General features: G+C 54.1%; 21 protein-coding genes. 7 read left to right on the top strand and 14 right to left on the bottom strand.

Translation table 11 applies throughout. The annotated features are described in order from the left end of the window. Positions 1–10 precede the first annotated feature (10 nt). The 9 genes from HOY33_RS16995 to ulaA all read right to left on the bottom strand — a co-directional run bounded on the left by HOY33_RS16995 (position 11) and on the right by ulaA (position 9723). Positions 11–2113, bottom strand: coding sequence for an aldehyde ferredoxin oxidoreductase (locus HOY33_RS16995; RefSeq protein ID WP_172291326.1), 2103 nt, complete (start codon positions 2111–2113; stop codon positions 11–13). 63 nt (positions 2114–2176) lie between these two features. Beyond that, on the bottom strand, positions 2177–2806 hold the full coding sequence (locus HOY33_RS16990; protein WP_172291325.1) for a ferredoxin-like protein: 630 nt from the start codon (positions 2804–2806) through the stop codon (positions 2177–2179). 611 nt (positions 2807–3417) lie between these two features. Beyond that, complete coding sequence (gene glpD / locus HOY33_RS16985; protein ID WP_172291324.1) at positions 3418–4917, bottom strand: glycerol-3-phosphate dehydrogenase; 1500 nt, start codon at positions 4915–4917, stop codon at positions 3418–3420. 315 nt (positions 4918–5232) lie between these two features. Further along, on the bottom strand, positions 5233–5922 hold the full coding sequence (locus HOY33_RS16980) for an L-ribulose-5-phosphate 4-epimerase (RefSeq protein ID WP_172291323.1): 690 nt from the start codon (positions 5920–5922) through the stop codon (positions 5233–5235). Then, complete coding sequence (locus tag HOY33_RS16975; protein ID WP_172291322.1) at positions 5919–6779, bottom strand: L-ribulose-5-phosphate 3-epimerase; 861 nt, start codon at positions 6777–6779, stop codon at positions 5919–5921. The genes HOY33_RS16980 and HOY33_RS16975 overlap by 4 nt, the downstream gene beginning before the upstream one ends. Positions 6780–6788: 9 nt before the next feature. Then, a complete protein-coding gene (locus HOY33_RS16970) occupies positions 6789–7442 on the bottom strand; it encodes a 3-keto-L-gulonate-6-phosphate decarboxylase UlaD (RefSeq protein ID WP_172291321.1) in 654 nt (217 codons plus the stop codon). A 15-nt stretch (positions 7443–7457) separates the two neighbouring features. Next, positions 7458–7925, bottom strand: coding sequence for a PTS ascorbate transporter subunit IIA (ulaC, locus tag HOY33_RS16965; RefSeq protein WP_172291320.1), 468 nt, complete (start codon positions 7923–7925; stop codon positions 7458–7460). A gap of 9 nt (positions 7926–7934) precedes the next feature. Next, positions 7935–8243 (bottom strand): PTS ascorbate transporter subunit IIB, encoded by a 309-nt coding sequence (ulaB, locus tag HOY33_RS16960; RefSeq protein WP_109054777.1) that lies wholly within the window; start codon positions 8241–8243, stop codon positions 7935–7937. 85 nt (positions 8244–8328) lie between these two features. After that, positions 8329–9723, bottom strand: a complete 1395-nt coding sequence (gene ulaA, locus HOY33_RS16955) for a PTS ascorbate transporter subunit IIC (RefSeq protein WP_172291319.1) — start codon at positions 9721–9723, stop codon at positions 8329–8331. Between the two features lie 428 nt (positions 9724–10151). Here ulaA and ulaG point away from each other — a divergent pair, with 428 nt between their 5' ends. From ulaG to glpE, 3 genes are all read left to right on the top strand, one after another. Beyond that, the gene (gene ulaG / locus HOY33_RS16950) at positions 10152–11216 is read left to right on the top strand and encodes an L-ascorbate 6-phosphate lactonase (RefSeq protein WP_172291318.1); all 1065 of its coding nucleotides are present in this window, start codon (positions 10152–10154) and stop codon (positions 11214–11216) included. Positions 11217–11374: 158 nt separating this feature from the next. Next, complete coding sequence (gene ulaR, locus HOY33_RS16945) at positions 11375–12130, top strand: HTH-type transcriptional regulator UlaR (protein WP_172291317.1); 756 nt, start codon at positions 11375–11377, stop codon at positions 12128–12130. 350 nt (positions 12131–12480) lie between these two features. Beyond that, positions 12481–12804 carry a thiosulfate sulfurtransferase GlpE gene (gene glpE / locus HOY33_RS16940; RefSeq protein ID WP_172291316.1) on the top strand — a complete coding sequence of 108 codons (324 nt, stop codon included), beginning with the start codon at positions 12481–12483 and terminating at the stop codon, positions 12802–12804. Positions 12805–12845: 41 nt separating this feature from the next. On the opposite strand, the gene HOY33_RS16935 is transcribed toward glpE, so the two are convergent. Genes HOY33_RS16935 through rbsK form a run of 5 tightly spaced genes read right to left on the bottom strand, consistent with a single transcriptional unit; the run spans position 12846 to position 18028 of the window. After that, positions 12846–14357, bottom strand: a complete 1512-nt coding sequence (locus HOY33_RS16935; protein ID WP_172291315.1) for a tripartite tricarboxylate transporter permease — start codon at positions 14355–14357, stop codon at positions 12846–12848. A gap of 12 nt (positions 14358–14369) precedes the next feature. Next, complete coding sequence (locus HOY33_RS16930) at positions 14370–14816, bottom strand: tripartite tricarboxylate transporter TctB family protein (RefSeq protein ID WP_172291314.1); 447 nt, start codon at positions 14814–14816, stop codon at positions 14370–14372. Positions 14817–14853: 37 nt separating this feature from the next. Further along, the gene (locus tag HOY33_RS16925; protein ID WP_172291313.1) at positions 14854–15801 is read right to left on the bottom strand and encodes a tripartite tricarboxylate transporter substrate binding protein; all 948 of its coding nucleotides are present in this window, start codon (positions 15799–15801) and stop codon (positions 14854–14856) included. A gap of 43 nt (positions 15802–15844) precedes the next feature. Next, entirely contained in the window at positions 15845–16774 is a 930-nt protein-coding gene (locus HOY33_RS16920) for a dihydrodipicolinate synthase family protein (protein ID WP_172291312.1), read from the bottom strand. Positions 16775–16816: 42 nt separating this feature from the next. Beyond that, on the bottom strand, positions 16817–18028 hold the full coding sequence (rbsK, locus tag HOY33_RS16915; protein WP_172291311.1) for a ribokinase: 1212 nt from the start codon (positions 18026–18028) through the stop codon (positions 16817–16819). A gap of 261 nt (positions 18029–18289) precedes the next feature. Here rbsK and glpG point away from each other — a divergent pair, with 261 nt between their 5' ends. From glpG to malQ, 4 genes are read left to right on the top strand one after another with little or no spacing between them, the layout of a single operon-like run. After that, positions 18290–19123 carry a rhomboid family intramembrane serine protease GlpG gene (gene glpG, locus HOY33_RS16910; protein ID WP_172291310.1) on the top strand — a complete coding sequence of 278 codons (834 nt, stop codon included), beginning with the start codon at positions 18290–18292 and terminating at the stop codon, positions 19121–19123. Between the two features lie 24 nt (positions 19124–19147). Further along, positions 19148–19906, top strand: a complete 759-nt coding sequence (locus HOY33_RS16905; protein ID WP_172291309.1) for a DeoR/GlpR family transcriptional regulator — start codon at positions 19148–19150, stop codon at positions 19904–19906. A 48-nt stretch (positions 19907–19954) separates the two neighbouring features. Further along, complete coding sequence (malP, locus tag HOY33_RS16900) at positions 19955–22414, top strand: maltodextrin phosphorylase (protein WP_172291308.1); 2460 nt, start codon at positions 19955–19957, stop codon at positions 22412–22414. A gap of 11 nt (positions 22415–22425) precedes the next feature. After that, positions 22426–24543, top strand: a complete 2118-nt coding sequence (gene malQ / locus HOY33_RS16895; RefSeq protein ID WP_172291307.1) for a 4-alpha-glucanotransferase — start codon at positions 22426–22428, stop codon at positions 24541–24543. Positions 24544–24554 lie beyond the last annotated feature (11 nt).

The following is a 24554-nucleotide window of genomic DNA, read 5'->3' as shown; positions in this document are numbered from 1 at the left end:
TCAATACCGCTTATGCCGGGAGCAAATCCCGTGACGCCAGATCGTCGGCGACGTCTTCCATACCCAGCCTGGCCAGCGTTGCTCTGGTCGGACAGCCCAGTTCAGGATCCCAGCCCATTTCCGTATAGAACAGGGTCAGCGCTTTTTGCATGTCTTCCCGCTCCATCTTGTCGGTGCCTTCGGTAAACACCGGGATGTCTGGGTCTTTATCAAATACCCACGAACAGATTTGGTCGTGCTCATGACGCATGTCTGTGGTGTTCATCAGCTTTACGGTGTAGGCGCGGTGCAGCGTGAAGATACGCTCCGCCGCCAGATCCAGACTCGTTTCCGTGGTGGTTTCGCCCGTCACCGCCGCGAAGAATTTGGCTTCCAGCGCCAGGTCGCCGCGATAGTTACGGCTTTTCAAGGGCGAGACGGTCATCGGCCAGACCCAGTTACACAGCGTCACCGCGTCATGCAGACAACTTTTAAGGATTGACCATTTGGCGTATTTGATTTTGTACGGATTGATCGGCGTATAGTTCTTGGTTTCGTCATAGGCATCCGCCGAACCGAACAGCTCCGCGGCGACCTCTCTTTGCAGTTTTAACGGCAACCCGCTGCCGATGTAGTTGATATGGGTATGCGTCATGGCATCGCGGTTGAACATGCAGTTGACGAGCGCGCCGACCTGGGCCGAGGCTTCATTGGCGTGATGCACCGGAAAGCCCATCGGCGACCACAGTTTGTTTTTGGCGGCCGCCCAGTATTCCTCGCCCAGATCCCACCTTTGCGCCAGCAGATAAGATCCGTCGGCCAGGTGGCTGATTTCACCCTGCCGGTGCGCCAGACGCAGGTAGAGATCTTTGATAAACGCCGGATCGCCCGCTTCCAGCAGATCCCAACGGATTGAAGCGTATTCCTCCGCAGGCAGTACGCGTTTGAACACATTGTGTGAATAGCAGTAAACAAAATCGCGTTGTAACTGGGCGTAGTTACACCACAGCCCCATGTCGTCAAACACGTTTAACGCCACAAAATTGGCGATAACCTTGCCGTCCCCTTTTTCCTCAAAATCTTTGGGGCCGTTCGGGTACATCGAGCTATGCGCGGTTTGAGCGACACAGGTGTTGCCTCCGGTGGTCGGCACGCCGTATTCGCCGGCCTGCGGGACTTTCAACTGCGCCGAACAGCGGATGGGGCAGGAGTGACATCCGCCCATTTTCACGGTATATTTTTCAGCCGCCGGCCCCAGGTCGAATACCGATTTCATGGTACGGAAGCCAACGGTATTCTGGTCGCCGGGGGGAATTTCGCCGGTTTCAATCGGGCCGCCTTCGGCGGCTTTCCAGTACAACCCTTTGCGCGCCGTCCAGCGGGAGCGCGGATTGGAATATTCGGCCCAGGCCTGCGGCGTGCTCGGCACCACATGGTTATTATTCGCGCCGATTAACTGCGTCATCATGTAATCGTTGAGGTTTTTCAGCGCTTCCCGATTCGAGACGTTGACGCCCCGGGTGCCGATGACGGCGATGGCTTTAAGATTCTTCGAGCCGAGTACCGCGCCCGTACCGGCGCCGCCGCTATGGTTGCGGCTGTTCAGAATACCGGACAAAGGAACCAGATTTTCCCCCGCCGGACCGATAGCGGCGACGCAGGCTTCCACATTGGTGGCGCGGCAGATCTCTTCGGTGGTGGCGCGGGTTCCTTTCCCCCACAGGAAAGCGGCATTTTCAATGCTGACTTTATCGTCCTGAATATTAATCCACACCGGCGTGGCCGATTTCCCCTCAATAATGATGGCGTCATAACCGGCATATTTCATATAAGCGGCAAAGAAACCGCCCATATGCGCGTCAATGACTAAATTACCGCGGGTAAAAGTAGACAGCGTGGTGATATTAACCCGTGAGCTGCAGGGGGCGCCGGAACCGGTTAATGGCCCGACGGCAAATACCACCTTATTGGCTTCGTCAAAAGGTTTGGTTCCCGGCGCCACTTCGTCGTACATGATTTTATAACCAAAGCCCATTCCACCAATAAACGGCTTATATTTGCTGGAATCTTCTTTAGCGATCGCGCCGGTGCTTAAGTTGATGCGTAATATATTGCCCGTCCAACCGTTGATCATAATTTATTTTCCCGAGTGTGAAGCATCGACATGGATGAATAGATAGGGATAACGTCCGGCTGCTCAGACCGTAATCTCTTCCCAGTCGATGATACTCAATGCACCTGTAGGGCAAGCGGTAGCGCATTCGCCACATAAATTACACTTACCGGATTTTTCGATCTGCGGGTTTACCGTCGCCATCATCCACGGGCAGGCGGTGGTACAGGCGGCGCAGCCGATACAACGCCGGGCGTCCACCGTAATACAGCCGCGCTCCTCGTTATAGGCGATCACGTTTATCGGGCAGACTTTCATACATTCGGGATCTTTACATTGCCGACAGGTGTCGGTAGTAAAATTCAGATCGCCATACAGCCCGCCGCCGGAACCTATGCCGCCATCGCCGTAATAAAAATGGCGGTGGATTTTCACCCGTGAGAAGAAAGAGCCGACGCTGCCGTCGTTATAGGTTGTACAGGAGGTTTCGCAGCGGTGACAGCCTGTGCAGCGGGCCCTCTTGGTCACTAGCACCCCTTTCGGCGTGGTCGTCAGCCCGATGGCGCCGCTGTTAATCTCTTCCTGTCTGCACCCCAGCAAAGAAAGCAATGCCGGCGCGATGGTGATCCCCGCCAGGCCTTTGCCTGAAATACGCAGGAACTCCAGTCTTGTTAACCCCAGATCTAATAAAGGACGTTCAACCTGATTAGGCATTTAATTCTTATCCCCCGCATACCCAACCCATAGCAAAACATCAAAGGCAATTTAGTGGAAAATAGAATGAGAAGCGGCATTGAATAGCGTTATATAAAAAACAAATAACGATTGCGCCATCCTCTTTAATTTCACGATTTTTCAATCTGTTCGCTATAGGTCATTTTTATACAGCTCGTTAACCATATAAATAATGTGGTTAGGTTATTTTTTATTCTGTGATTAATGTCGTATAAATTATTTATTTTAAATATAATTGTTGTTATTGATTCTTATTATTATTTGATAATTTCATAATGAGATATCAATGCGTATTTTTAAACCATAAATAAATATAATAATGATTAAGAATGATTATCTATGGTTTATTTCTGGCGAGGTTAATTTATCAGGTGAAATGTTATATCTGAATAATACCGAATATCGGTATTTTTGATTTATGCCGAAATATACAGAATTAAGACGATGGGTTGAAAATGATATACATACGGTTTTGGGGAGATTCTGGTTCAAAACGTGGTTTTCAGCCAGAAAAATAACCCTGGGAATGATTTGATGTTTTTCGAAGATACAGAACGTTTACCAAAATGTAAACGTTCTGCAAAGGAGGATTAGCTGACTTTTGCTACCTGATGACGATAAGCGTCCAGCCATTCGCTGATATGCTGTTGCTGCGCTTCAGTTAACCACATACCGAGTTTGGTGCGCCGCCAGATAACATCATCCAACGTTACCGCCCACTCTTTTTCAACCAGATAACGAAGCTCTGCTTCATACAGGTCATGACCGAAATGCTCGCCCAGGGAAGCAAGGCCTTGCGCATTAGCAAGAATCAGCTCGCTGTTTGAACCATATGTCCGGCTATAGCGGCGCGCCAGCGCTTCCGGCAGGTTAAAGCGGCGGCGCAGCGTCGCGGCGTAGTCATCCCGCGTGCCTGCGATATCGCCTCCGGGTAAAACGGCATTTTTAGTCCAGGCTTTGCCGGCCTGCGGGTAATATTTTTGCAGTTTATCCAGCGCGTGTTCCGCCAGTTTACGGTAAGTGGTCAGCTTACCGCCGAATACGGACAACAGCGGAGCCTGACCGTGCTCATCATCCACCGACAGCGTGTAATCACGGGTGATAGCCTGTGGCGAATCCGATTCGTCATCGCACAGCGGGCGCACGCCGGAATAGGTCCAGACGATATCTTCTTTGGTGAGCTGTTTTTTGAAGTGATCGTTATATACGTCCAACAGATAGCTAATCTCGTTGTCGTCGATCTGCACATTATGTGGTTCGCCCTGGTATTCCACATCGGTAGTACCGATGATCGAAAATTCATCCTGCCAGGGGATCACAAACACAATGCGGTGATCTTTGTTCTGCAAGATATAAGCCTGAGGCTGATCGTGTACGCGCGGCACGACAATATGGCTGCCTTTGATCAGGCGGATGCCATATGGGGATTTCAGATGCAAGCCATCATCAAAGAACGCTTTCACCCACGGGCCGGTGGCGTTTACCAGACCTTTGGCACGCCAGGTGAGCGTTTCGCCGCTGAGTGAGTCAATCGCTTCAACTACCCACAAGCCTTGTTCGCGACGGGCGCTGACGACCTTGGTGCGGGTGCGCACTTCGCCGCCGCGCTTGGTGACTTCCTGCGCATTCAGCACCACCAAACGCGCATCATCCACCCAACAGTCTGAATACTCAAAACCGCGGGTCAGTTGAGGATTTAAGACTGATTCGGCGCCGAATTTCACCCCTTTACTGGCCGGTAGACTGACGCGTTTGCCAATATTGTCATACATAAACAAACCGATACGGATCATCCATGCCGGACGCAGGTGTGGTTGATGCGGTAAGCGGAAACGCATGGGGAAAATAATATGGGGAGCCATTTTCAGCAGAGTTTCACGTTCGGAGAGCGCTTCGCTGACCAGACGAAACTCATAATGTTCCAGATAGCGTAAGCCGCCGTGAATCAATTTAGAGCTGGCGGAGGAGGTGGCGCAGGCCAGATCCTGCGCTTCCAGCAGCAGCACGGATAAGCCGCGCCCGGCCGCATCCGCGGCTATGCCTGCACCGTTAATGCCGCCGCCGATCACAATTAGATCTTTGGTTTCCACGTTTTTTCCTCCACCATTAAAATAAAAGCAAAAAATGTTCGTTTTCGAGCATTATAATAATCGAAAACAAACAATACAGCTAACACTTAACCGAATAAAAACATTTATGCGTGATGTAGCTAACAATTTGATGATAATTGTCACATTAAAATAATGGGTATTAAGCGCGATAAAAGCATAAGACAGCGGCGGGCTTTAGGAGCGGCGCAGTAACAGAAGATTTATTTCCGCTGTTTTTGCGCTGACGGAGATTTGCGTTGCCTGACGGCGCAGTGCATGAGATGCCCGCTTTCGCGGGCATAAACGGGGATTATACTACCGCTGCCCATAATAGGCGTTAGGGCCGTGTTTACGGCTGAAGTGCTTATTCATCAGATAGCCGTCAATCGGGTGCCGTTGTGGATTAATCGAGCCGGTGAGCCACGCCATTTTCGCCACTTCCTCCATCACCACCGCATTGTGCACCGCTTCATCCGCGTCTTTACCCCAACAAAAGGGTCCATGCTGGTAAACGATGATGCCCGGCGTATGCAGCGGGTTAGCGTCGCCAAGCGTTTGGGCAATCACCACGCCGGTATTTTTCTCATATTCCGCTTCCACCTCCTGCGACGTTAAGGGGCGGGTACAGGGGATATCGCCATAAAAGTAGTCGGCATGCGTGGTGCCCAGCGCGGGGATCGCCATCCCGGCCTGCGCCCAGGCGGTGGCGTGGGTGGAATGGGTATGGACGATCCCGCCGATTTGCGGATAGCGGCGATAGAGTTCCAGATGGGTGGCCGTATCGGAGGAAGGGCGATATTTGCCTTCCAGCACGTTGCCCTGCATATCCACCGTCACCATATCGTCGGCCTGCATAACGTCATACGCCACTCCGCTGGGTTTGATGACGATGAGCTGCCGTTGCCGATCGATGGCGCTGACGTTGCCCCAGGTATAGGTCACCAGACCATGACGCGGAAGCGCCATATTCGCCTCAAAAACCTGCTGTTTTAGCTGTTCTGTCATGCGACTTCCTCCACCAGCAAACCGGCCTGGGCCATCCGCTGTTTAACCCAGTCGCGCGCGGCGGTGATTTCCTTTAGCGGATTGGGCGATGTTTCGCTCCACATTTCAATCAGATAAGGGCCGCAGTAGCCGCTCTCTCTGAGGGTGGTGAAACAACGCGCAAAATCGACCACGCCGGTGCCAAAGGGCACGTTTTTGAAAATGCCCGGCCGCGTATCTTTAACATGCACGGCCACGATATGGCCTTTCCCTGCTTTAAGCTCCATTTGAACATCGTTATCCCACGCCGACAGGTTGCCGATATCCGGGTAAAGCTGAAACCACGGATTATTGAGGTAATTGGCATAGCCCAGCGCTTTGCTGATGGAGTTCATTAACGGGTAGTCCATGATTTCCATCGCCAGCGTGACCTGAGCCCGACTGGCCATTTCCACCGCCAGTTGCAAACCGTGGCGAAAACGCTCGCGGGTAAGGTCGTTAGCCTGTTGATAGTAGACGTCGTAACCGGCGAGCTGGATAACGCGAATACCGACATCCTGCGCAAGGCGGATCGCTTTGCGCATAATCTCCAGCCCCTGGTTACGGATGTCGTCATCTTCGCAGCCGAGCGGGAAACGCCGATGAGCGCTCAGACACATGGACGGGACACGGATGCCGCTGGCGGAAATCGCGCTGACCAGTTCCAGACGTTGCTCAGGGCTCCAGTCAAGCCGTGCCAGTCGGCCGTCACTCTCATCCACCGACATTTCGACAAAATCAAAACCCAGCGCTTTCGCCAGTTGCAGACGCGCCAGCCAGCTTTCATCCGGCGGCAGTGCTTTTTCATAAATACCGAGAGGAACAGCCTTCATGAGCATGAGATCACCTTAGCCCCAGAGTTGGGCGATGCGGCGCTTGAACTCGCGCGCGGCTTCCACTGGATCCGCCGCGTCGCGAATACTGCGGCCGGCGATAAACACATGGATGGGAATGCCTTCGAACAACGGCAGATCCGCCAGCGCCAGACCGCCGGTAACGGTCACGTTGAAGCCCATATCCGCCAGCCGCTTGATGGCGCTGATATCGGTCTCGCTCCAGGCGATCCCCGCGGCCTGCGCATCTCTGCTGCGGTGATACACCACCTGTTGAATGCCAATATCACGCCAGGCTTGCGCCTGCTCCCAGGTCCAGAAGCCCGTCAGTTCGATCTGAACGTCTCCCTTAAACTCGCGGGCGACCTCCAGCGCGCCGGCGGCGGTATTAATGTCTGCGCAGCAAATAACGGTCACCCAGTCTGCATTGGCGGCAAAGCACATGCGTGACAAAATTTTCCCGGCGTCGGCAATTTTGGCGTCGGCCAGCACAATCTTGTGCGGATAAAGGGATTTCAGATCGCGCACCGCGCGCACCCCCTCGCCGACACACAGAATGGTGCCGACTTCAATAATATCCACTTCTTCGGCAATCAGTCGGGTGGTTTGGTAGGCATCGGCCAGCGTTTGGTTATCCAGCGCGACCTGTAACATCGGTAAATGAGACATCGGTAAGCTCCTTAATCAGCATGCCGCCGTAGCGGTCTGGTCAATCAAATCCAGTACATCCTGCTCGGTGCGACAGGCGCGCAGGCGGTCAAAATTGGCTTCGTCTTCAAAAAGCTGCACGATTTGCATGATGCCCACCTCCTGATGGGTATGGGCATCAACGGCCGCCATGGTGATCAGAATATCGACCGGGTCATTATCTTCGTGGTTGAAAATCAGCGGCGTTTTCAACGTCACCAGCGCAAAGCCGGTTTTTTTCACCCCTTCCTCCGGGCGGCCATGGGGCATGGCAAGTCCTGGCGCAATCACAAAGTAGGGGCCGAACTGTTTTACGCCATCCAGAATCGCCTGGTAGTAGCGGGGTTCGACGATGTCGGCGGCGACCAGCAGATCAACCCCGATTTTTACCGCCTCCTGCCAGCTACCGGCTTCCGCCTGCAAACGAATGGAACGATTTTCCGCCAGTGAATCACGTAGTTTCATAAAAGCTCCCTATTGCTTTAAGTCCGCCGGGAAATGCGCTTTGATGACATCCAGCAGCTTTGGGCCAAAGTCGGCGGCCGAGAGCATATTGCGTACGCCGACCACATATTTGTTGCCGCTGACGGTGATTTCATCGGCAACGTGCGTAGAGGCAATGATGATGTCTGCACCGCTTAGTTCGGCCTTGTATTCGCCCACTGCGCAGCTATTCAGGCTATGGTCGATCCCCTGCTCGGTTAAAAATTGGCCGACTTTCATTTTCATGATCATGGAACTTCCTTGCCCGCAGCCGCATACGGCCAGAATTCGTACGGTCATAATGATTTCTCCTGAATGCGTTCGTGGTATACCCGTCATACTGCAAGTTGCATGTGTTTTGACTGCGCTCTGTAACTCGAATCATTTAGGGTATGGACTCAGCGAGTTTCTTTTCAGCATCTTCTTCAGCCCGCAATGTGCGGCTGGCAAAGACCATATAAACCAAGGCAATCACGATAACGACGCTCATAAACCACAGGCCAAGCGTTAACCCCTGCATCAGCGGCGGCGCCAGAATCGACCAGTCCGCCATGCCCATCCACGCGCTCAGACCGGTCAGTTTTATCGCCCATACGCAGCCGAATATTTCGATCACGCCCATCACCAGACAGATCTTCATCGCCGCGCGCCAGCCGCCAAAGTGGTTGGCGAACACGCCGATGGTGGCGTTAGAGAAGAACATCGGAATAAAGCCGGGGATGATCATGATGGGGGAACCGATGCCGATCAGAATGCCGACGGCGATCAACTGACCGATGGTGCCCCACATAAATCCCCACACCACCGCATTGGGAGCGAAGCTGTAAATCGCCGCGCAGTCGATGGCAAGCACCGCGCCGGGGATTAAACGTTGGGATATGCCGTTAAACGCTTCGGAGAGTTCGGCTACGAACATCCGTACGCCTTGTACGATGATGAAAATGGCGACGGCAAACTGGAAGCCGGTTTGCAGGATATAAATCGTCCAGTGTGTTTTCCCGGCCATTTGCTGCACGGTGTCCAGGCCGAAGGAGAGCAGGATCGCGCCAAAGAATACCGTCATGACGATGGCGGTGGAGACAATATTGTCGTGGAAGATATTCAGCCAGCCCGGAAGCTTCAGATCTTCCACGCTCTCTTCTTTTTTCCCCAGATAAGGGGCGAGCTTATAGGCAAGCCAGGAGGCAAACTGCTGCTGGTGGCCGATGGAGAAACCGCAGCCGTCGGTCACCGCCTGCGTGGGTTTATACATCATGTTGGACGTAATGCCCCAGTAGAGGGAAACCAACACGGCGCTACAGATGATGGTGGTCCACATCGGGTAGCCGAGAATATAGAAGAACACGGCGAGCAACCCGGCCTGCTGAAACATGATGTGGCCGGTCAGCATGATGGTGCGGATGCCGGTGATCCGGCGCAGCAGCACGTAAACGATATTCAGCGCCAGCGCCAGCAATACGGCATAGCCGACCCAACTGTAGGCATCGCCCATGCGTTCGACGGTCGCCATCATGGACGCGTAGGTATCCGAGATGGCGCCGCTGATGCCGTAAACGTCGGACATTTTGGCGACAACCGGTTTGAACGTGCTGGTCAGAATGCCGGAACCTGCCTGTAACAGCATAAAACCAATGATCGTTTTGATGGTGCCTTTAATAATGACAGTGGCGCTTTTACGCAGCAGTAAATAACCGATGAACGTGACAATCCCCAGCAGCAGCGGGGCGTTGGTCATGACCTGATTAAAGAAAATCGTAAAGATTTTATAGAGGGTTTCCATAAGCACTCCGTTCTGGCTTTGGTCATTCTGTTACGCGCCACGTCCGAATTGCCTTGGCGCGGGCAGGTCTTTTTTTGTAAGGCACGAACACTTTAGCAATCATAAATAATCATAAAAAGACATTAATTGATTATTTGTGATTAGCTTCGCAATTATCCTTTTTACCGACGTCATTTTCAGCGCATAAAATTTGGCATTATTTTTTTGTCGTTATTTTTCATGTGATTATGTATTTATTTGAATCAATGTCACAATTTATAACCGATTTTTCAGCAGCATATAAAAAATCGCCGCACGCAATAGTCGATTGCGGGCATAAAAAAATGGTGGTAGATTCGCAAAATAAAATCACTTGTTTTCATTTTATGATTTCTTATGATTGTAACGTTCAATAACGCACCACGCCGATCGCTGATGAGGTTCACACTATGAGTAAAATCGAGAGCATTACCCGTGAGTCATGGATCCTGAATACCTTTCCGGAATGGGGAACCTGGCTGAATGAAGAGATAGAACAAGAGCAGGTGGCGCCCGGCTCGTTTGCCATGTGGTGGCTGGGCTGTACCGGCATCTGGTTGAAGTCGGAAGAGGGGGCGAACATTTGTGTGGATTTCTGGTGCGGCACGGGCAAACAGAGCCACGGTAATCCGCTGATGAAATCCGGCCATCAAATGCAGCGCATGGCCGGGGTGAAAAAACTACAGCCTAATTTACGCACCACGCCATTCGTTCTTGATCCCTTCGCCATTCGACAAATTGATGCCGTGCTCGCCACGCATGACCATAACGATCATATCGATGTGAATGTGGCCGCCGCCGTGATGAAAAACTGCGACGCCGACGTGCCGTTTATTGGCCCGGAAAGCTGCGTGAATCTGTGGATTGGCTGGGGAGTGCCGCGTGAACGCTGTATCGTGGTCAAACCGGGCGATGTGATCTCCATCAAGGATGTTGAAATTCATGCGCTGGATGCGTTCGACCGCACGGCGTTGATAACGCTGCCGCCAGAGGAGAAAGCGGCGGGCGTGCTGCCGGATGGCATGGATAGGCGGGCGGTGAACTATTTATTCAAAACGCCGGGCGGCAATCTTTATCACAGCGGGGACTCGCATTATTCAAATTATTACGCCAAACATGGCAACGAGCATCAGATCGATGTGGCGCTGGGCTCCTATGGCGAAAACCCGCGCGGCATCACCGATAAAATGACCAGTTCCGACATGCTGCGTATGGCCGAGGCGCTGAACACCAAAGTGGTCATTCCTTTCCACCATGATATCTGGTCGAATTTTCAGGCCGATCCGCAGGAAATTCGCGTGTTGTGGGAAATGAAAAAAGATCGTCTGAAGTATGGTTTTAAACCGTTTATCTGGCAGGTCGGCGGCAAGTTCACCTGGCCGCAGGACAAAGATAATCTGGAATATCACTATCCGCGCGGATTTGACGATTGCTTCACCATCGAACCGGATTTGCCGTTTAAATCTTTCCTGTAAAACCACGGGGCGGCGTGGGCCGCCCTTTCCAGCATTCGCTTTGCAATCGCGCTCTTATCCGTGGACGATATCCCGTGCGTACTTTTGACAAGTTATGATTCAAATTACCGTAAGCGCTCCTTATAATCGGTGAGTAGAATCCATTTAACGGGGCCAATATGACTGAATCTCAGCGCCATAACGCCATCATTGATTTTCTGCAACGACAAAAGCAGCTTACCGTTGCCGATCTTATCGAGCACTTTGATGTCTCACCCGCCACGGCAAGGCGTGATATCAACAAGCTTGATGAGTCAGGCAAGTTGCGGAAAGTTCGCAATGGCGCCGAAGCGGTGAGCGTTCCGCGTCCCGCCTGGTCGCCGCTCAATATTTATCAGGCGCAAAACCTGGACGAGAAAATGCGCATTGCCAAAGCCGCCGCGCAACTGTGCCGTCCGGGCGAAAGCGTGGTGATTAACTGCGGCTCTACCGCCTTTTTGCTGGGGCAGGAAATATGCGGCAAAGACGTTCAGGTGATCACCAACTATCTTCCGCTGGCGAATTACCTGATTGAGCAGGAACATGAAAGCGTCGTCATCATGGGAGGGCAGTACAATAAAAGTCAGTCCATTACGCTGGCGCCGCAGGAAGGGGATGCCAGCCTGTATGCCGGGCACTGGATGTTTACCAGCGGCAAGGGGCTGACGGCGGAAGGGCTGTATAAAACCGATATGCTGACGGCGATGGCGGAGCAAAAGATGCTTAACTATGTCGGTAAGCTGGCGGTGGTGGTGGACAGCAGCAAGATCGGCCAACGCGCCGGGATGCTGTTCAGCCGGGTGGAGCAGATTGACGTCGTCATTACCGGCAAACAGGCGAATGCGCAGATCGTGGCGCAACTGCGCGACCAGAACGTAGAGGTGATTTTGGTGTAGCGGCTTTGCGCAAGGGGACACATCAATCAACGAGTTACGGTTGCGATTGTTATCCAGTTCCCCGGCACAACGTTGGACGGGCGGTAAAACGCCGCAGGGTGAGGCCGATCTACGATTTTAAGTAGAGCCGATGCGAGATCATCGGTGGATGGTATAGGCATGCTACTGTCAGCGGAAGTTGCTGTAATAAGCGGGACTCTATACCCGTCATACTTCAAGCGGCGCGCGTTGCTTTAACGGTGAAAGAAAACCGCCGCGCTTTCACTAATTCCATATCATTTGCTGGGTTTTATCCGGCGTTCTAAGGGTTACAATAATGTTCTTTGTGGTTAACAAGGTCGTAACTCTTAATGGAACAATTTGAAGCGATTGACATAGAAAAAGCCTATTCCCGCTGGCAACAGGGGGGCATCGTCGTCGATATCCGCGATGGGCAGAGTTTTGCCGTTGCCCACGTACCCGGCGCCACGCATTTGACCAACGAGACGTTGGCGGATTTTGTGCGTGGCGCGGACTTGGATACGCCGGTCATGGTGATGTGCTATCACGGGATCAGCAGCCGCAATGCGGCGCAGTACCTGATCAGCCTGGGCTTTGAGTCGGTATACAGCATTGACGGCGGTTTTGAAGCCTGGCAAAACCGCTATCCGCAGGATGCTGAATCCGTCAACTGATCGGGCCTGCGTCATACCGGCCCGATGAGGGTGTGGCGGTTTTACCCGCGGCTGTTTTTGAACACCTGAATGATGCTTTTGGCCTGCATGATGACCACGATTAAAAACAGCACGGCAAGGAAAGCGGAGATCGGGCGTTCCACAAAGGCAATCAGGTTGCCATCCGATTTCAGCAGCGAAGACAGCAGGCTTTTCTCGAACATCGGCCCCAGCACCATGCCCAGAATCACCGGCGCAATCGGGTAGTGATGTTTCTGTAGGAAATAACCCGCAATCCCCATTACCAGCATCACCACCACCGACGCCATGGAGTTATTCATGGCGAATGCCCCGACGATGCTGAATACGATCACCACCGGATACACGATATCTTTATTTACCGAAATCAGGCGCTTCAGGAAGTTAACCACGATCAGCGCCAGCGGCAGCAACGCGAGGTTGGCGATAAAGAACAGCATGAAAATGGCGTAGAGCTTTTCCGGGTGGAAGATAAACAGGGACGGCCCCGGCTGCATATCTTTCATATAGAGTACGCCGATCACAATGGCGGCCACGGAGTCTCCGGGGATGCCAAACACCAGCGTGGGGATGTAGCTTCCCGCCAGGCTGGCATTATTGCTGGATGAGGCGTTAATCACGGCCTCTTCCGAACCTTTGCCGTATTTCTCTGGCTCGCGGGAGAACTTTTTCGCCACCGCGTAGGAGATCCAGGCGGCGATATCGGCGCCCGCCCCGGGCAGTACCCCAATCAAGGTGCCGATGGCGCTGCTGCGCGCAATGCCGAGCCGGTTTTTTTTCAATGCCGGACATATGCCGGCAAGGATATTTAACGACGATTTTTCCACCGGCGGCGGCGCGGCGTTTGCCGGCTTAACGCGGTCACGGTGGCGGCCGGCGTAATATTCAATCGCGTTGGCGATAGCGAACATCCCAATCATCGCCGGGATAAAACTGATCCCTTCCAATAGCGCGACCTGACCGAAAGTGAAACGCGGCTGCCCGGTGAACTCATCATAACCGATGGTGGCTAAAGCAAGCCCCAACAACAACGCCATCAGGCTTTTGACCACATATTGTCCTGAAATCAGCGTTGAGCAACTCAGCCCCAGCAGCGCCAGCCAGGTGTACTCAAACGAGCTGAATTTCATGGCGAATGAGGCCAGCAACGGTGAGGCGAAGCTGAGCACAATGGCGCCAATGATGCCGCCGATGACCGAGGTGCTCAGGCCGAGGCCGAGGACGTGATTGGTTTTCCCCTGTTGGCTCAGCGCATAGCTGTCGTCCACGTAGGCGGCCGAGGCGGGGGTGCCGGGAATGCGCAACAGTACGCCCGGGATATCCCCGGCATAGATGGTGGAAGCGCCGACCGAGATCATCATCGCCAGCGCGGGGATGGGATCCATAAAAAAGGTGAAAGGAACCAGCAGGGCGACGGCCATGGTTGCGGTCAGACCGGGTATCGCGCCGATAAACAGGCCGAACAGCCCGGCGGCAAAGATGGCGATGATGGCGTTCAGGGTAATGTATTCACTGGCGTTGATCAGGATATCCATCGTCGGTGGTCCTTAAAAAATGCTGCCGGAAGGGAGAGGCACCAATAATACTTTTGAAAACAGGTAATAAATGCCGGTCGAAAGCCCCACGGCGGCAACAGCGGCAATGGCTTTGTTTTTCGGCAGGAAAAGCACCAGCAGGCCGGCCATAATGATGCTGGTGGTCAGGATGAACCCAAGGAATTCAACGCAATAAATATAGAAAACGACGGTGATCGCGACCATACCGACGCTTATGAGGTCACGTTGCCCGCTATTCGCCGGCTGGCGATGCGCTTTTGTTAACCGCACGGTTATCAGATCCAGAACGGAGAGCAATACCATCAGGCAGCCGACGATGGCGGGCATAAATCCCGCGCCAAACGAGGCCGCATCGCCGAGCTGAATAAAGGCATAGGCGGCAATGCCGGCGCCGAACAGCAGGAAAAGCAGCGGGAGTAATAAGGATAACTTCGGCATTGTTGTTCAGGCGCCATTTGCATGGCGCCCGCCTGTTTTATTTATCTGCGGAAAGTAGGCTCCCAAACTGAGCATCTTCTTCTTTCATAAATTGATAAAGTTCGTCATCGTACAACGCGCTGACTTCAAATCCTTGATTGTTGGCGAATTTCTGTAGTTCTCCAGAGTCATAAACCTTTTTCATCGCGGCGGTCAGCTTGTCGGTAATCTCCGTAGAGAGGCCTTTCGGGGCCGACAGCACGTTCCAGGTGGTCAGCGACCAGTTATACGGCGTCGCCTGATTGAAGATCGGGATATCGGCATAGAGATCGGAGGCCTGATTGGACATGATGGCCAGGTGGCGCACCATACCGGCGTCTACCATGCTCTTGGCTTCGCCGGGCGAAGAGGTCACGAAGTCCACCCCGCCGGAAACCAGCTCTTGCAGCGCGGCGCTGGCGCCCTGCGAGGGAATATAGCGAACGGCGCTATCCGGCAGATTGGCGCTTTTCAGCATCCCCAGCGTATTGAGGTGCCAGACGGATTTCAGACCGCTGCCCGAGGCGCGCAATTTGCCAGGCTGCTGCTTGATGGCCTCGATTAACTGGTTGGCATCCTGATAGGGCGAATCCTTGGCGACCTGTAACCCGCCATAAATCACCGCCAGCCGGCTGATAGGGGTGTAATCCTGATAGCTGAGGGTGGTCATTTTCTGGTGGTGCATCATGGCGATTTCCACCGTCACAATACCCAGCGTATAGCCATCGGGTTTGGCGCGATGGATCGCATCATGGCCGACGACGCCGCTACCGCCGGTGCGGTTGACCACGTTGACGTTCACGCCCAGCTCTTTTTGCAGACCCTGGGCCACCAGCCGGGCCACGGTGTCGGTATTTCCGCCCGCGCCCCAGGGGACGATAATGGTAATCGGTTTTTCCGGCCACGCTGCGAAGGCGGAGCAGGAGAGTAAGAGGGTACTTAACGCCGTCAACCGGATAAGTTTCATAATCGGTGCTTCCTTCTCGTAGAGGTATGAGGAAAAAGGGAGACTAGTTAATGCGATTTATTTTGTTTTGGTAATGCTCTGTGCCGCTGCGGATTTGCTCGAGGATCACTGTCAATCCCCAGTATTTTTCCAGCACGTTGTCTTTATTGACCCGGCAGTAAGCACTGCCGAAAGTGCCCTGGCGTTGGTGATAAATTTTTGCGTTTTTGGGATAACCCAGGGTTTCCGTCACGGCGGCGAGGGAAAGAAACGTCGCCAACTCCTGCGCCAGTTCCGGGTTACTGGAATGGTGATGGTAAAGCCAGCTATAGAGTTCTGGATGGAAATTGGTGAACACGCCGCTGAAACCTTTTGAACCCGCTTTCATGGCATCGAAGGCAATCGCCGCATTGGCGTTGATGATGTTCAACGGCGTGTCGGCAACCCGTTTGACCCGGCGTGCCACCGTCGGCAGATCGCAGCTCACGTCTTTCAGCACCACAAAGCGTCCGCTATTGGCGCAGTAACTCAGTTCATCATCGCTCAGCAAACGGCGATAAGGCGCCGGGCACTCATACAGCCCCAGCGGCATGGACGCGGGCAGCGCGGCCAGCAGCGCGTTCAGCGTGGCATAAAACACCTCGCTGCCCTGATCTTTGGGATCCAGATGGTTGGTGACCAGCACCAGCGCGTCGATGCCGGTCGCCGCCATGGCGCCAAGCTCGGCGATCTGATCGTTCAGACCATCGCTGATATGCCCTGAAGCGATCACCGGGATGCGGCCGGCGACTTTTTCGACCACAAAACGCGCCAGGTCGACACGCTCTTGCAGGCTCAGGAATTGCATTTCACTGGACTGGCAGACGGCGAATAGCGCATCGACGCCTTTTTCAAGATACCAGTCAATCAGTTTTGCCAGCCCGGGATAATCAATAGCGTTTTGTTCGGTAAATGGGGTCAGCATGACCGGGACAATGCCGTCGATTTTTTTCATGGTTCACTCCTGGCGGAATTACAGTATGGGTAAATTCAGGGATCAGCGTTGGGACAGTCTGACCTTAACCTGCTGATGATCCGGCATATTCGCCGCGCCTTCCCGTTCTACGGCCAGCGATGCGAAGGCGGAGGCGTAGGTCGCGGCCTGCACCAGATTCTGTCCGGTGGCAATCGCGGCGGCGAACGCGCCGTTGAAGGCATCGCCGGCGCCCGTGGTATCCACGCTCAACGCCGGAAACGCCGGAATATGTTGAAATTGCTGGTTATCAAAGAGTAGCGCCCCGCGCGAACCCATGGTGATAATGACCCGTCGGGCGCCGAGCGCGACGATTTTTTGCGCCGCGTCCTTGGCGCTGTCCAAATCGCGCACTTCAACGCCGGAGAGCAAAGAAGCTTCCGTTTCATTCGGCGTGATGACGTCGATATATTCCAGACAGTCCAGCACGTCGCGGGAATAGGGGGCCGGGTTCAGCACTACGCGGATATTCAATGCGTTAGCCAACTTGATGGCGTTTAATGTGGCGGGGAAGTTGTTCTCCAGTTGCAGCAATAATACGTCCGAGTCGGACAGCTCGGGCATCATCTCCGCGATCTCGTCATCGGTAATGGTTTTATTCGCGCCGGAATAAATGGCGATCATATTCTCGCCATCTTGCTGCGACACATAAATAATCGCGTTGCCGGTCGGTTCTGTTTCTGACTGGTAAAGTTTGAAAGAGTGTATTGCCGAGGCGGAAAGATGATCATAGGCAAACTGGCTGAATTGATCTTTGCCGACCTTGGAAACAAAATGCACGTTGGCTCCCGCGTGGCTGGCCGCCATGGCCTGATTCGCGCCTTTCCCTCCCGGGCCGAGCGCGCTGCCCAACGCCAGCAAGGATTCCCCGCCTTTGGGAAAACGCTCCACTTTCGCGACGATATCGACGTTAAACGATCCCAGAATACAGACCTTACCGCTCATTCTGCCTCCCCTGTTTTTCATGGTTTGATACCGCGGGTGTTTTTCCAGCCGTTTCAGCAGCGCCTCAATGTTCTCCCGGCCGGAGGTGATGAGTTCGGACTGTAAACTTCGACGGATGACGATAGCGCCGCCGTGGCAGCGTTGAACCAGGTTCATGCGCGCCAGCGCGTTCAAATCACTGCGGATGGTTTCTCTGGTCACGGAAAACTCCTTCGCCAGAAATTCCACGCTTGCCCGCCCGTGTCTGTCCAGATAGGTCAGGATCTGATGTCGCCTTTCTTCGAGAAACATAATCACCTCTCTACATACTGGGAGAGTAAAAGAGTCCTGTTGATTAAAAAGTGACTGATGTCATAGGAAATAAGGTGAAACGGAAGTAAACAAAAATAAATAACTATGTTATCAAAAGGGCGGGGATCGCCGGAGTCGAGGGGAATGGAGGCCGGAGAAACGATAAGGTTCTGGCGTTGAAAAGAGATTCTCGCGCACGTCTTTTGGGGATATGTGATATTTTTACGCGCAATCCGCCCACTACGATGTGATTAATTTTTTATGGCAATTCGCGTTATCTCTCTATCCAATCCACGTCTGGCGCAGGCGTTTGTGGATTATATGCAGACGCAGAACGTCGGTCTGGAAATACGCGCCACCGGACAAGAAGCCGAGCTGTGGCTGGCTGACGACGAGCAACTGGATAAAGTACAACAGGCGCTGGAGATTTTTCTGCGCGATCCGCTGAATCCCCGCTATCAGGCGGCAAGCTGGCAGTCGGGATCGACGGACTCGGGCATCCAATATCATCGCTTTTCCTATTGGCAAACGCTGCAACAGAAAGCGGGGCCGTTGACGTTGTCGATCATGGTCGTCGCCGTGGTGGTCTTTTTACTGATGCAGGTATCGGGCGCCGATCGGGTGATGGCCTGGTTGTCTTATCCCGAGGCCGGGCAGCAATGGCAGCTCTGGCGTTGGTTCAGTCATGCCTTGTTGCATTTTTCCGTCTTGCATATTTTATTCAATCTGATGTGGTGGTGGTATCTGGGCGGGCCGGTCGAGAAAGTGCTGGGCACCCGTAAGCTGCTGATGATTACCCTGATTTCATCGCTGGTGAGCGGTTGGGCGCAGTCCTGGTTTAGCGGTATCTACTTTGGCGGATTGTCTGGCGTCGTTTATGCGCTGATGGGGTATGTCTGGCTGCGTGGCGAAAGAGAACCCAACGGCAATTTATTTATGCCGCGCAGCCTGATGGCGTTTGCTTTACTGTGGCTGATAGCCGGATATTTCGATATTTTAGGGATGTCGATAGCCAATGCCGCGCATGCGGCGGGGCTGGTCGCAGGGATATTAATGGCCTTTTGGGATACTTATAATAAAACGAACTCCCGGTAAATCCGGACATGCTAGGGGATGAACGTGAAGCAAACACAACGACATGAGGCCATTATCGAACTGGTGCGTCGTCAGGGTTATGTCAGTACGGAGGAACTGGTGGATCATTTTGCGGTCAGTCCGCAAACCATTCGCCGCGATCTGAACGACTTGGCCGAACAGAATAAGATCCACCGTCATCATGGCGGCGCGGCATTGCCTTCAAGCTCGGTTAACACTGCCTATAATGACCGTAAGATGATGTGGTCCGAGGAGAAAGCGCGCATTGCGCGCAAGGTCGCCAGCCAGATCCCGGACGGCGCCACGCTGTTTATTGATATCGGCACCACGCCGGAAGCCGTGGCCTATGCGCTGATGCAGCATAAGAATTTACGCGTTGTGACCAATAACCTGAATGTGGCGACGTTGCTGACGGCAAAGGAAGACTTCCGTTTAATTCTGGCGGGCGGTGAAGTGCGTACCCGCGACGGCGGCATTATGGGAGAGGCCACGCTGGATTTTATCTCTCAGTTTCGTCTGGATTTCGGTATCTTGGGTATTAGCGGCATTGACATGGACGGCTCATTGCTGGAGTTTGACTACCATGAAGTGCGAACCAAACGGGCAATCATTGAAAATTCCCGTTGTGTCATGCTGGTGACGGATCATTCCAAATTTGGCCGCAACGCCATGGTTAATCTGGGCAACATGGATTTGATTGACTATCTTTTTACCGATCAATTGCCACCGCCCGGCGTGCTAAAAATCATTGAACAACATAAGGTGCAGTTGGAGTTGTGCTGAGCCAGACGTGCCTTTTTCCGCGACGGATCACAGGGGGAGAGAGGCGCCATGTCAGGGTTTCCAGATAACCAATCGTTTTCAGAGCACCCATCGCTTGCATTCAATCCGTCGCAGTTCGCCGCCGCGCTGCTTCGCCAGCAGCGCTACTACGGCGTTGCTTCTCTGCAACAGATGACGCCGACGCAATGCTGGCGCTCTGTCAGTCTGGCGCTGGCCGAACAACTGGCGGCGCAGCCCGCCTTTGCCGTTGCGCCGAATAAAACGCATGGCCGGTCGGAACAACGCCATGTGAATTACCTTTCCATGGAGTTTCTCCCCGGCCGTCTGACCGGCAACAACCTGTTGAATCTGGGATGGTACAACGCCGTCGCCGAGGTATTGGCGCAACAACGGATTAACCTGAGCGATGTGCTGGAGCAGGAAACCGATCCCGGTTTGGGCAATGGCGGTCTGGGTCGGCTGGCCGCCTGTTTTCTGGATTCGATGGCCACGGTCGGGCAGCCGGCGACCGGCTATGGCCTCAATTATCAATACGGTCTGTTTCGCCAGCATTTTACGCAGGGACAGCAGCAGGAAACCCCCGATGATTGGCACCGGGATGGCTATCCGTGGTTTTTTCAACGGCCTGAGCTGGCCGTGGATGTCGGGTTTGGCGGCCGGTTGCAGCAGCAGGCTGACGGCAGTGAGGTGTGGCTGCCTGATTTTAGCCTGCGGGGCGAAGCCTGTGATTTACCGGTGATTGGTTATCGCAACGGCATCACTCAACCGCTGCGCCTGTGGCAGGCGACCCACCGTCACCCGTTTGATCTGACGCTGTTTAATGAGGGGCGCTATCTCAAGGCCGAGCAGGCCGGCGTGGCGGCGGCCAGCCTGACCAAAGTGCTGTATCCGAATGATAACCACGCCGCGGGTAAACGGCTGCGGCTGATGCAGCAATATTTCCAGTGTGCCTGCTCGGTGGCCGATATTCTGCGTCGGCATCTGGCGGCCGGACGGGCGCTGTCCGAGTTGCCGGATTATGAAGTGATCCAGCTTAATGACACGCACCCGACGCTGGCGATCCCTGAAATGTTGCGCATATTGTTGGATGACCACCGGATGAGCTGGGATGATGCCTGGTCGATTACCAGGCGCACTTTTGCCTATACCAACCATACGTTGATGCCGGAAGCGCTGGAACGCTGGGACGAAAGGCTGTTCGCCCGTCTGCTTCCCCGTCATCTTTCCATCATCAAGCAGATCGACGCGCATTTTAACATCCAGGTGGAGCGACACTGGCCCGGCGATCGTCAGGTGTGGGCGAAACTGGCGGTGCGTCACCGGCGGCAAATCCGCATGGCGAATCTGTGCGTGGTGAGCTGCTTTGCGGTAAACGGCGTGGCGGCGCTGCATTCGGAACTGGTGGTGAAAGATCTGTTCCCTGAATATCACCGGCTATGGCCGAATAAATTTCACAACGTGACCAACGGTATTACGCCGCGCCGCTGGCTGAAGCAGTGTAATCCGGCGCTGTCGTCGTTGATTGATGAGACATTACACATCGAATGGGTGAATGACTTACCTGCCTTGCAAGGGCTGGAACCCTATGCCGACGATGCCGGATTCCGCGAGCGTTACCGGCGGATTAAACAAGACAACAAGGTGCGTCTGGCGGAACACCTGCAACGTGATTATGGGGTGAGTCTCGATCCGCTGGCGCTGTTTGACGTGCAAATCAAGCGGCTGCACGAATATAAGCGTCAACACCTGAATCTGCTGCATATCCTTTCTCTCTATCGGCAATTGCGTGATAACCCGCATCTGGATATAGTTCCGCGCGTCTTTTTGTTTGGCGCCAAGGCCGCGCCGGGTTATGCACTGGCCAAAAATATTATCTATGCCATTAATCAGGTGGCGGAAAAGATTAATCGGGATCGCCGCTGCAACGATCGTCTCAAGGTGGTCTTTCTTCCCGATTACCGCGTATCGCTGGCCGAACGGATGATCCCCGCTACCGATGTGTCCGAGCAAATCTCGACGGCGGGCAAAGAAGCTTCCGGAACGGGCAATATGAAGCTGGCGCTGAATGGCGCGCTGACGGTGGGAACATGGGATGGGGCCAATGTCGAGATGGCTCAACAGGTCGGCGCTGAAAACCTGTTCATTTTCGGTCATACGGTTGAGCAGGTAAAAGCCTTGCAGGCGCAGGGATATGCGCCGTCGGACTACATTACCGATACGCCTTTGCTACGCGAGATATTGGATGAACTAGCCAGCGGCGCTTTTAGTCACGGGGACAAGCAAGCGTTTGCGCCGCTGTTGAACAGTTTGCTGGAAGAGGGCGATCCCTATTTGTTGATGGCTGATTTCGTACCTTACTGTGAGGTGCAGCAGCAGGTGGATGCGCAATATCGTGAACCGGAGGAATGGACGCGTCGTTGTGTACTTAATACGGCCAGAATGGGGATGTTTAGCTCGGACAGGGCGATTCATGATTACCAGAAGCGTATTTGGCAAGTGCGTCGTTAAGGAAAAGGAAGATGGCATTCAAGGCGGGTAACTCGGCAATTCAACAGATGGGTATAGCGGAAACATATACGGATGCTTATGGCAATAAGCATACGATTGATGCGTCGATCAGAGAACGACTGCTGGCGATGATGGATATCTCAGGCAGTGATGGCGCTCCCCTGCCTCCGGTAAAAGTTTTTCTTCAGGGACGGGACGCCGTTATTGCGCTGGCCGGCAATGGCGAATTTCACTGGACGCTGATGTATGAAAACGGCGGACAGGTTCAGGGACAGGTGACCGGCGGTACGAATCTGACGCTCCCCGCAGCACTTCCTATGGGATATCATCATCTTACGCTAACGCAGGCCGAGCAGCGCTGGAACTGTCGGATAACCGTGGCGCCGCCCCGTTGTTACGAGCCTGAAGCCCTGTTGCAGGGCAAACGCTGGTGGGGAGTGACCGTTCAGCTTTACACCCTGCGTTCGCAAAATAACTGGGGGGTGGGCGATTTCGGCGATTTGCGCCAGTTGGTGGAACAGATAGCCCGCCGCGGCGGGGCGTTTGTGGGGCTGAATCCGCTGCACTCGCTGTACCCGGCGGTTCCGGAGGCGGCAAGTCCGTACAGTCCCTCTTCCCGCCATTGGCTAAACGTGATTTATATTGACGTCAATCAGGTGGATGATTTTCAGCAGAGTTCAGAGGCGCAACAATGGTGGCTGCTGGAGGAGACGCAGCAAGCGGTATCGGCGCTGCGGGCGGGACGTTGGGTCGATTATGAATCGGTCACCACCCTCAAGCTGAGCGCGTTGCGGCTGGCCTTTGGCTATTTCAACACCCGCAGCGCGCTGGACCCGCGTATCAGCGCTTTTCGCCAGTTTGTGGTCAATGGCGGGCAAAGTCTGCAATTGCAGGCAACATTCGATGCGTTGCAGGCTTACCTGAAACGTCAGGGAGAAAATTACGCGGACTGGTTGCAGTGGCCGACCCGCTATCATGATGTTCACGGCGAGGCGGTGAAGTCGTTTCGCCAGGAACATGCGGATGAAATTAATTTTTATTGCTGGCTGCAATGGCTGGCTTACGAGCAACTGGCGGAATGCTTTGCGCGCAGTAAGCAGCTCGGTCTGCCTATTGGTCTGTATCGCGATTTGGCCGTAGGCGTCGCGCAGGGGGGCGCGGAAACCTGGGATGAGCGTCAGCTTTATTGTCTGGATGCCTCCATCGGCGCGCCCCCGGATCCGCTGGGGCCGCTGGGGCAAAACTGGCACTTATCGCCGATGAATCCCAACATGATGCGGCAGCGCGGCTATCAGCCGTTTATCGACGTGTTGCGCAGCAACATGGCGAATTGCGGCGCGCTGCGTATCGACCATGTGATGGCGCTCCTGCGTTTATGGTGGATACCCAAAGCCGAATCGGCTGTTGACGGCGCCTATGTCCACTATCCGCTGGACGATCTGTTGGCGGTGCTGGCGCTGGAAAGTCAGCGTCACCGCTGCCTGGTGATAGGCGAGGATTTGGGCACGGTGCCGCCGGAGATCGTCAGCAAACTGCATGACTTCGGCGTCTATTCCTATAAGGTGCTGTTTTTTGAAAAGGACGAGCAGCATCGCTTCCGCTCACCCGGCAGGTATCCGCGTCAGGCGATGGCCACCATCACCACACACGATCTCCCCACGCTGCGCGGGTACTGGCAGGCGGTGGATTTGTCGTTGGGCAGGGATTTGGGTTTGTACCCGGATGACGTGTTATTGCAACAGCAGATTCAGCTGCGTGAAAAATCCAAACAGGGTTTGTTGAACGCATTACATCAGCACGGGCTGTTGCCGCAGCGGGTGGGGAGGAATTCATCGTTGACGACAATGGGCGTACCGCTTAACCGGGGCGTTCAACGTTATATGGCCGACAGCGCCAGCGCGTTGGTCGGGTTTCAACTGGAAGACTGGCTGGATATGGCGACGCCGGTGAACGTTCCCGGAACGAGCCGGGAATACCCGAACTGGCGGCGGAAACTTAGCCGCACGCTGGAATCCATCTTTGCCGATCGTTATCTTGAACGTCTGATTCGCGACATCGATCTGCGCCGCGGCGCGCCGTTGCCCGCGACTGTCTGCGAGGAGGATGCCGGGTGCAATGACCCGGCCTAATCATCAGGACA

Source organism: Brenneria sp. hezel4-2-4 (assembly GCF_013155275.1).
Lineage (GTDB): Bacteria > Pseudomonadota > Gammaproteobacteria > Enterobacterales > Enterobacteriaceae > Brenneria.
Note: the sequence above shows the minus strand (reverse complement) of the source record. Positions and strands in the feature narration are given on the sequence as shown.

Bases quoted from the DNA above. Each gene is read 5' to 3' on its own strand.
- HOY33_RS16975 (WP_172291322.1), bottom strand. From the start codon at position 6,779: ATGCTCATGAAGGCTGTTCCTCTCGGTATTTATGAAAAAGCACTGCCG.
- ulaA (WP_172291319.1), bottom strand. From the start codon at position 9,723: ATGGAAACCCTCTATAAAATCTTTACGATTTTCTTTAATCAGGTCATG.
- ulaC (WP_172291320.1), bottom strand. From the start codon at position 7,925: ATGAAACTACGTGATTCACTGGCGGAAAATCGTTCCATTCGTTTGCAG.
- HOY33_RS16980 (WP_172291323.1), bottom strand. From the start codon at position 5,922: ATGACAGAACAGCTAAAACAGCAGGTTTTTGAGGCGAATATGGCGCTT.
- HOY33_RS16970 (WP_172291321.1), bottom strand. From the start codon at position 7,442: ATGTCTCATTTACCGATGTTACAGGTCGCGCTGGATAACCAAACGCTG.
- glpE (WP_172291316.1), top strand. From the start codon at position 12,481: ATGGAACAATTTGAAGCGATTGACATAGAAAAAGCCTATTCCCGCTGG.
- ulaB (WP_109054777.1), bottom strand. From the start codon at position 8,243: ATGACCGTACGAATTCTGGCCGTATGCGGCTGCGGGCAAGGAAGTTCC.
- malP (WP_172291308.1), top strand. From the start codon at position 19,955: ATGTCAGGGTTTCCAGATAACCAATCGTTTTCAGAGCACCCATCGCTT.
- ulaG (WP_172291318.1), top strand. From the start codon at position 10,152: ATGAGTAAAATCGAGAGCATTACCCGTGAGTCATGGATCCTGAATACC.
- HOY33_RS16930 (WP_172291314.1), bottom strand. From the start codon at position 14,816: ATGCCGAAGTTATCCTTATTACTCCCGCTGCTTTTCCTGCTGTTCGGC.
- rbsK (WP_172291311.1), bottom strand. From the start codon at position 18,028: ATGTTTCTCGAAGAAAGGCGACATCAGATCCTGACCTATCTGGACAGA.
- glpG (WP_172291310.1), top strand. From the start codon at position 18,290: ATGGCAATTCGCGTTATCTCTCTATCCAATCCACGTCTGGCGCAGGCG.
- HOY33_RS16990 (WP_172291325.1), bottom strand. From the start codon at position 2,806: ATGCCTAATCAGGTTGAACGTCCTTTATTAGATCTGGGGTTAACAAGA.
- ulaR (WP_172291317.1), top strand. From the start codon at position 11,375: ATGACTGAATCTCAGCGCCATAACGCCATCATTGATTTTCTGCAACGA.
- HOY33_RS16920 (WP_172291312.1), bottom strand. From the start codon at position 16,774: ATGAAAAAAATCGACGGCATTGTCCCGGTCATGCTGACCCCATTTACC.
- HOY33_RS16995 (WP_172291326.1), bottom strand. From the start codon at position 2,113: ATGATCAACGGTTGGACGGGCAATATATTACGCATCAACTTAAGCACC.
- HOY33_RS16935 (WP_172291315.1), bottom strand. From the start codon at position 14,357: ATGGATATCCTGATCAACGCCAGTGAATACATTACCCTGAACGCCATC.
- HOY33_RS16925 (WP_172291313.1), bottom strand. From the start codon at position 15,801: ATGAAACTTATCCGGTTGACGGCGTTAAGTACCCTCTTACTCTCCTGC.
- malQ (WP_172291307.1), top strand. From the start codon at position 22,426: ATGGCATTCAAGGCGGGTAACTCGGCAATTCAACAGATGGGTATAGCG.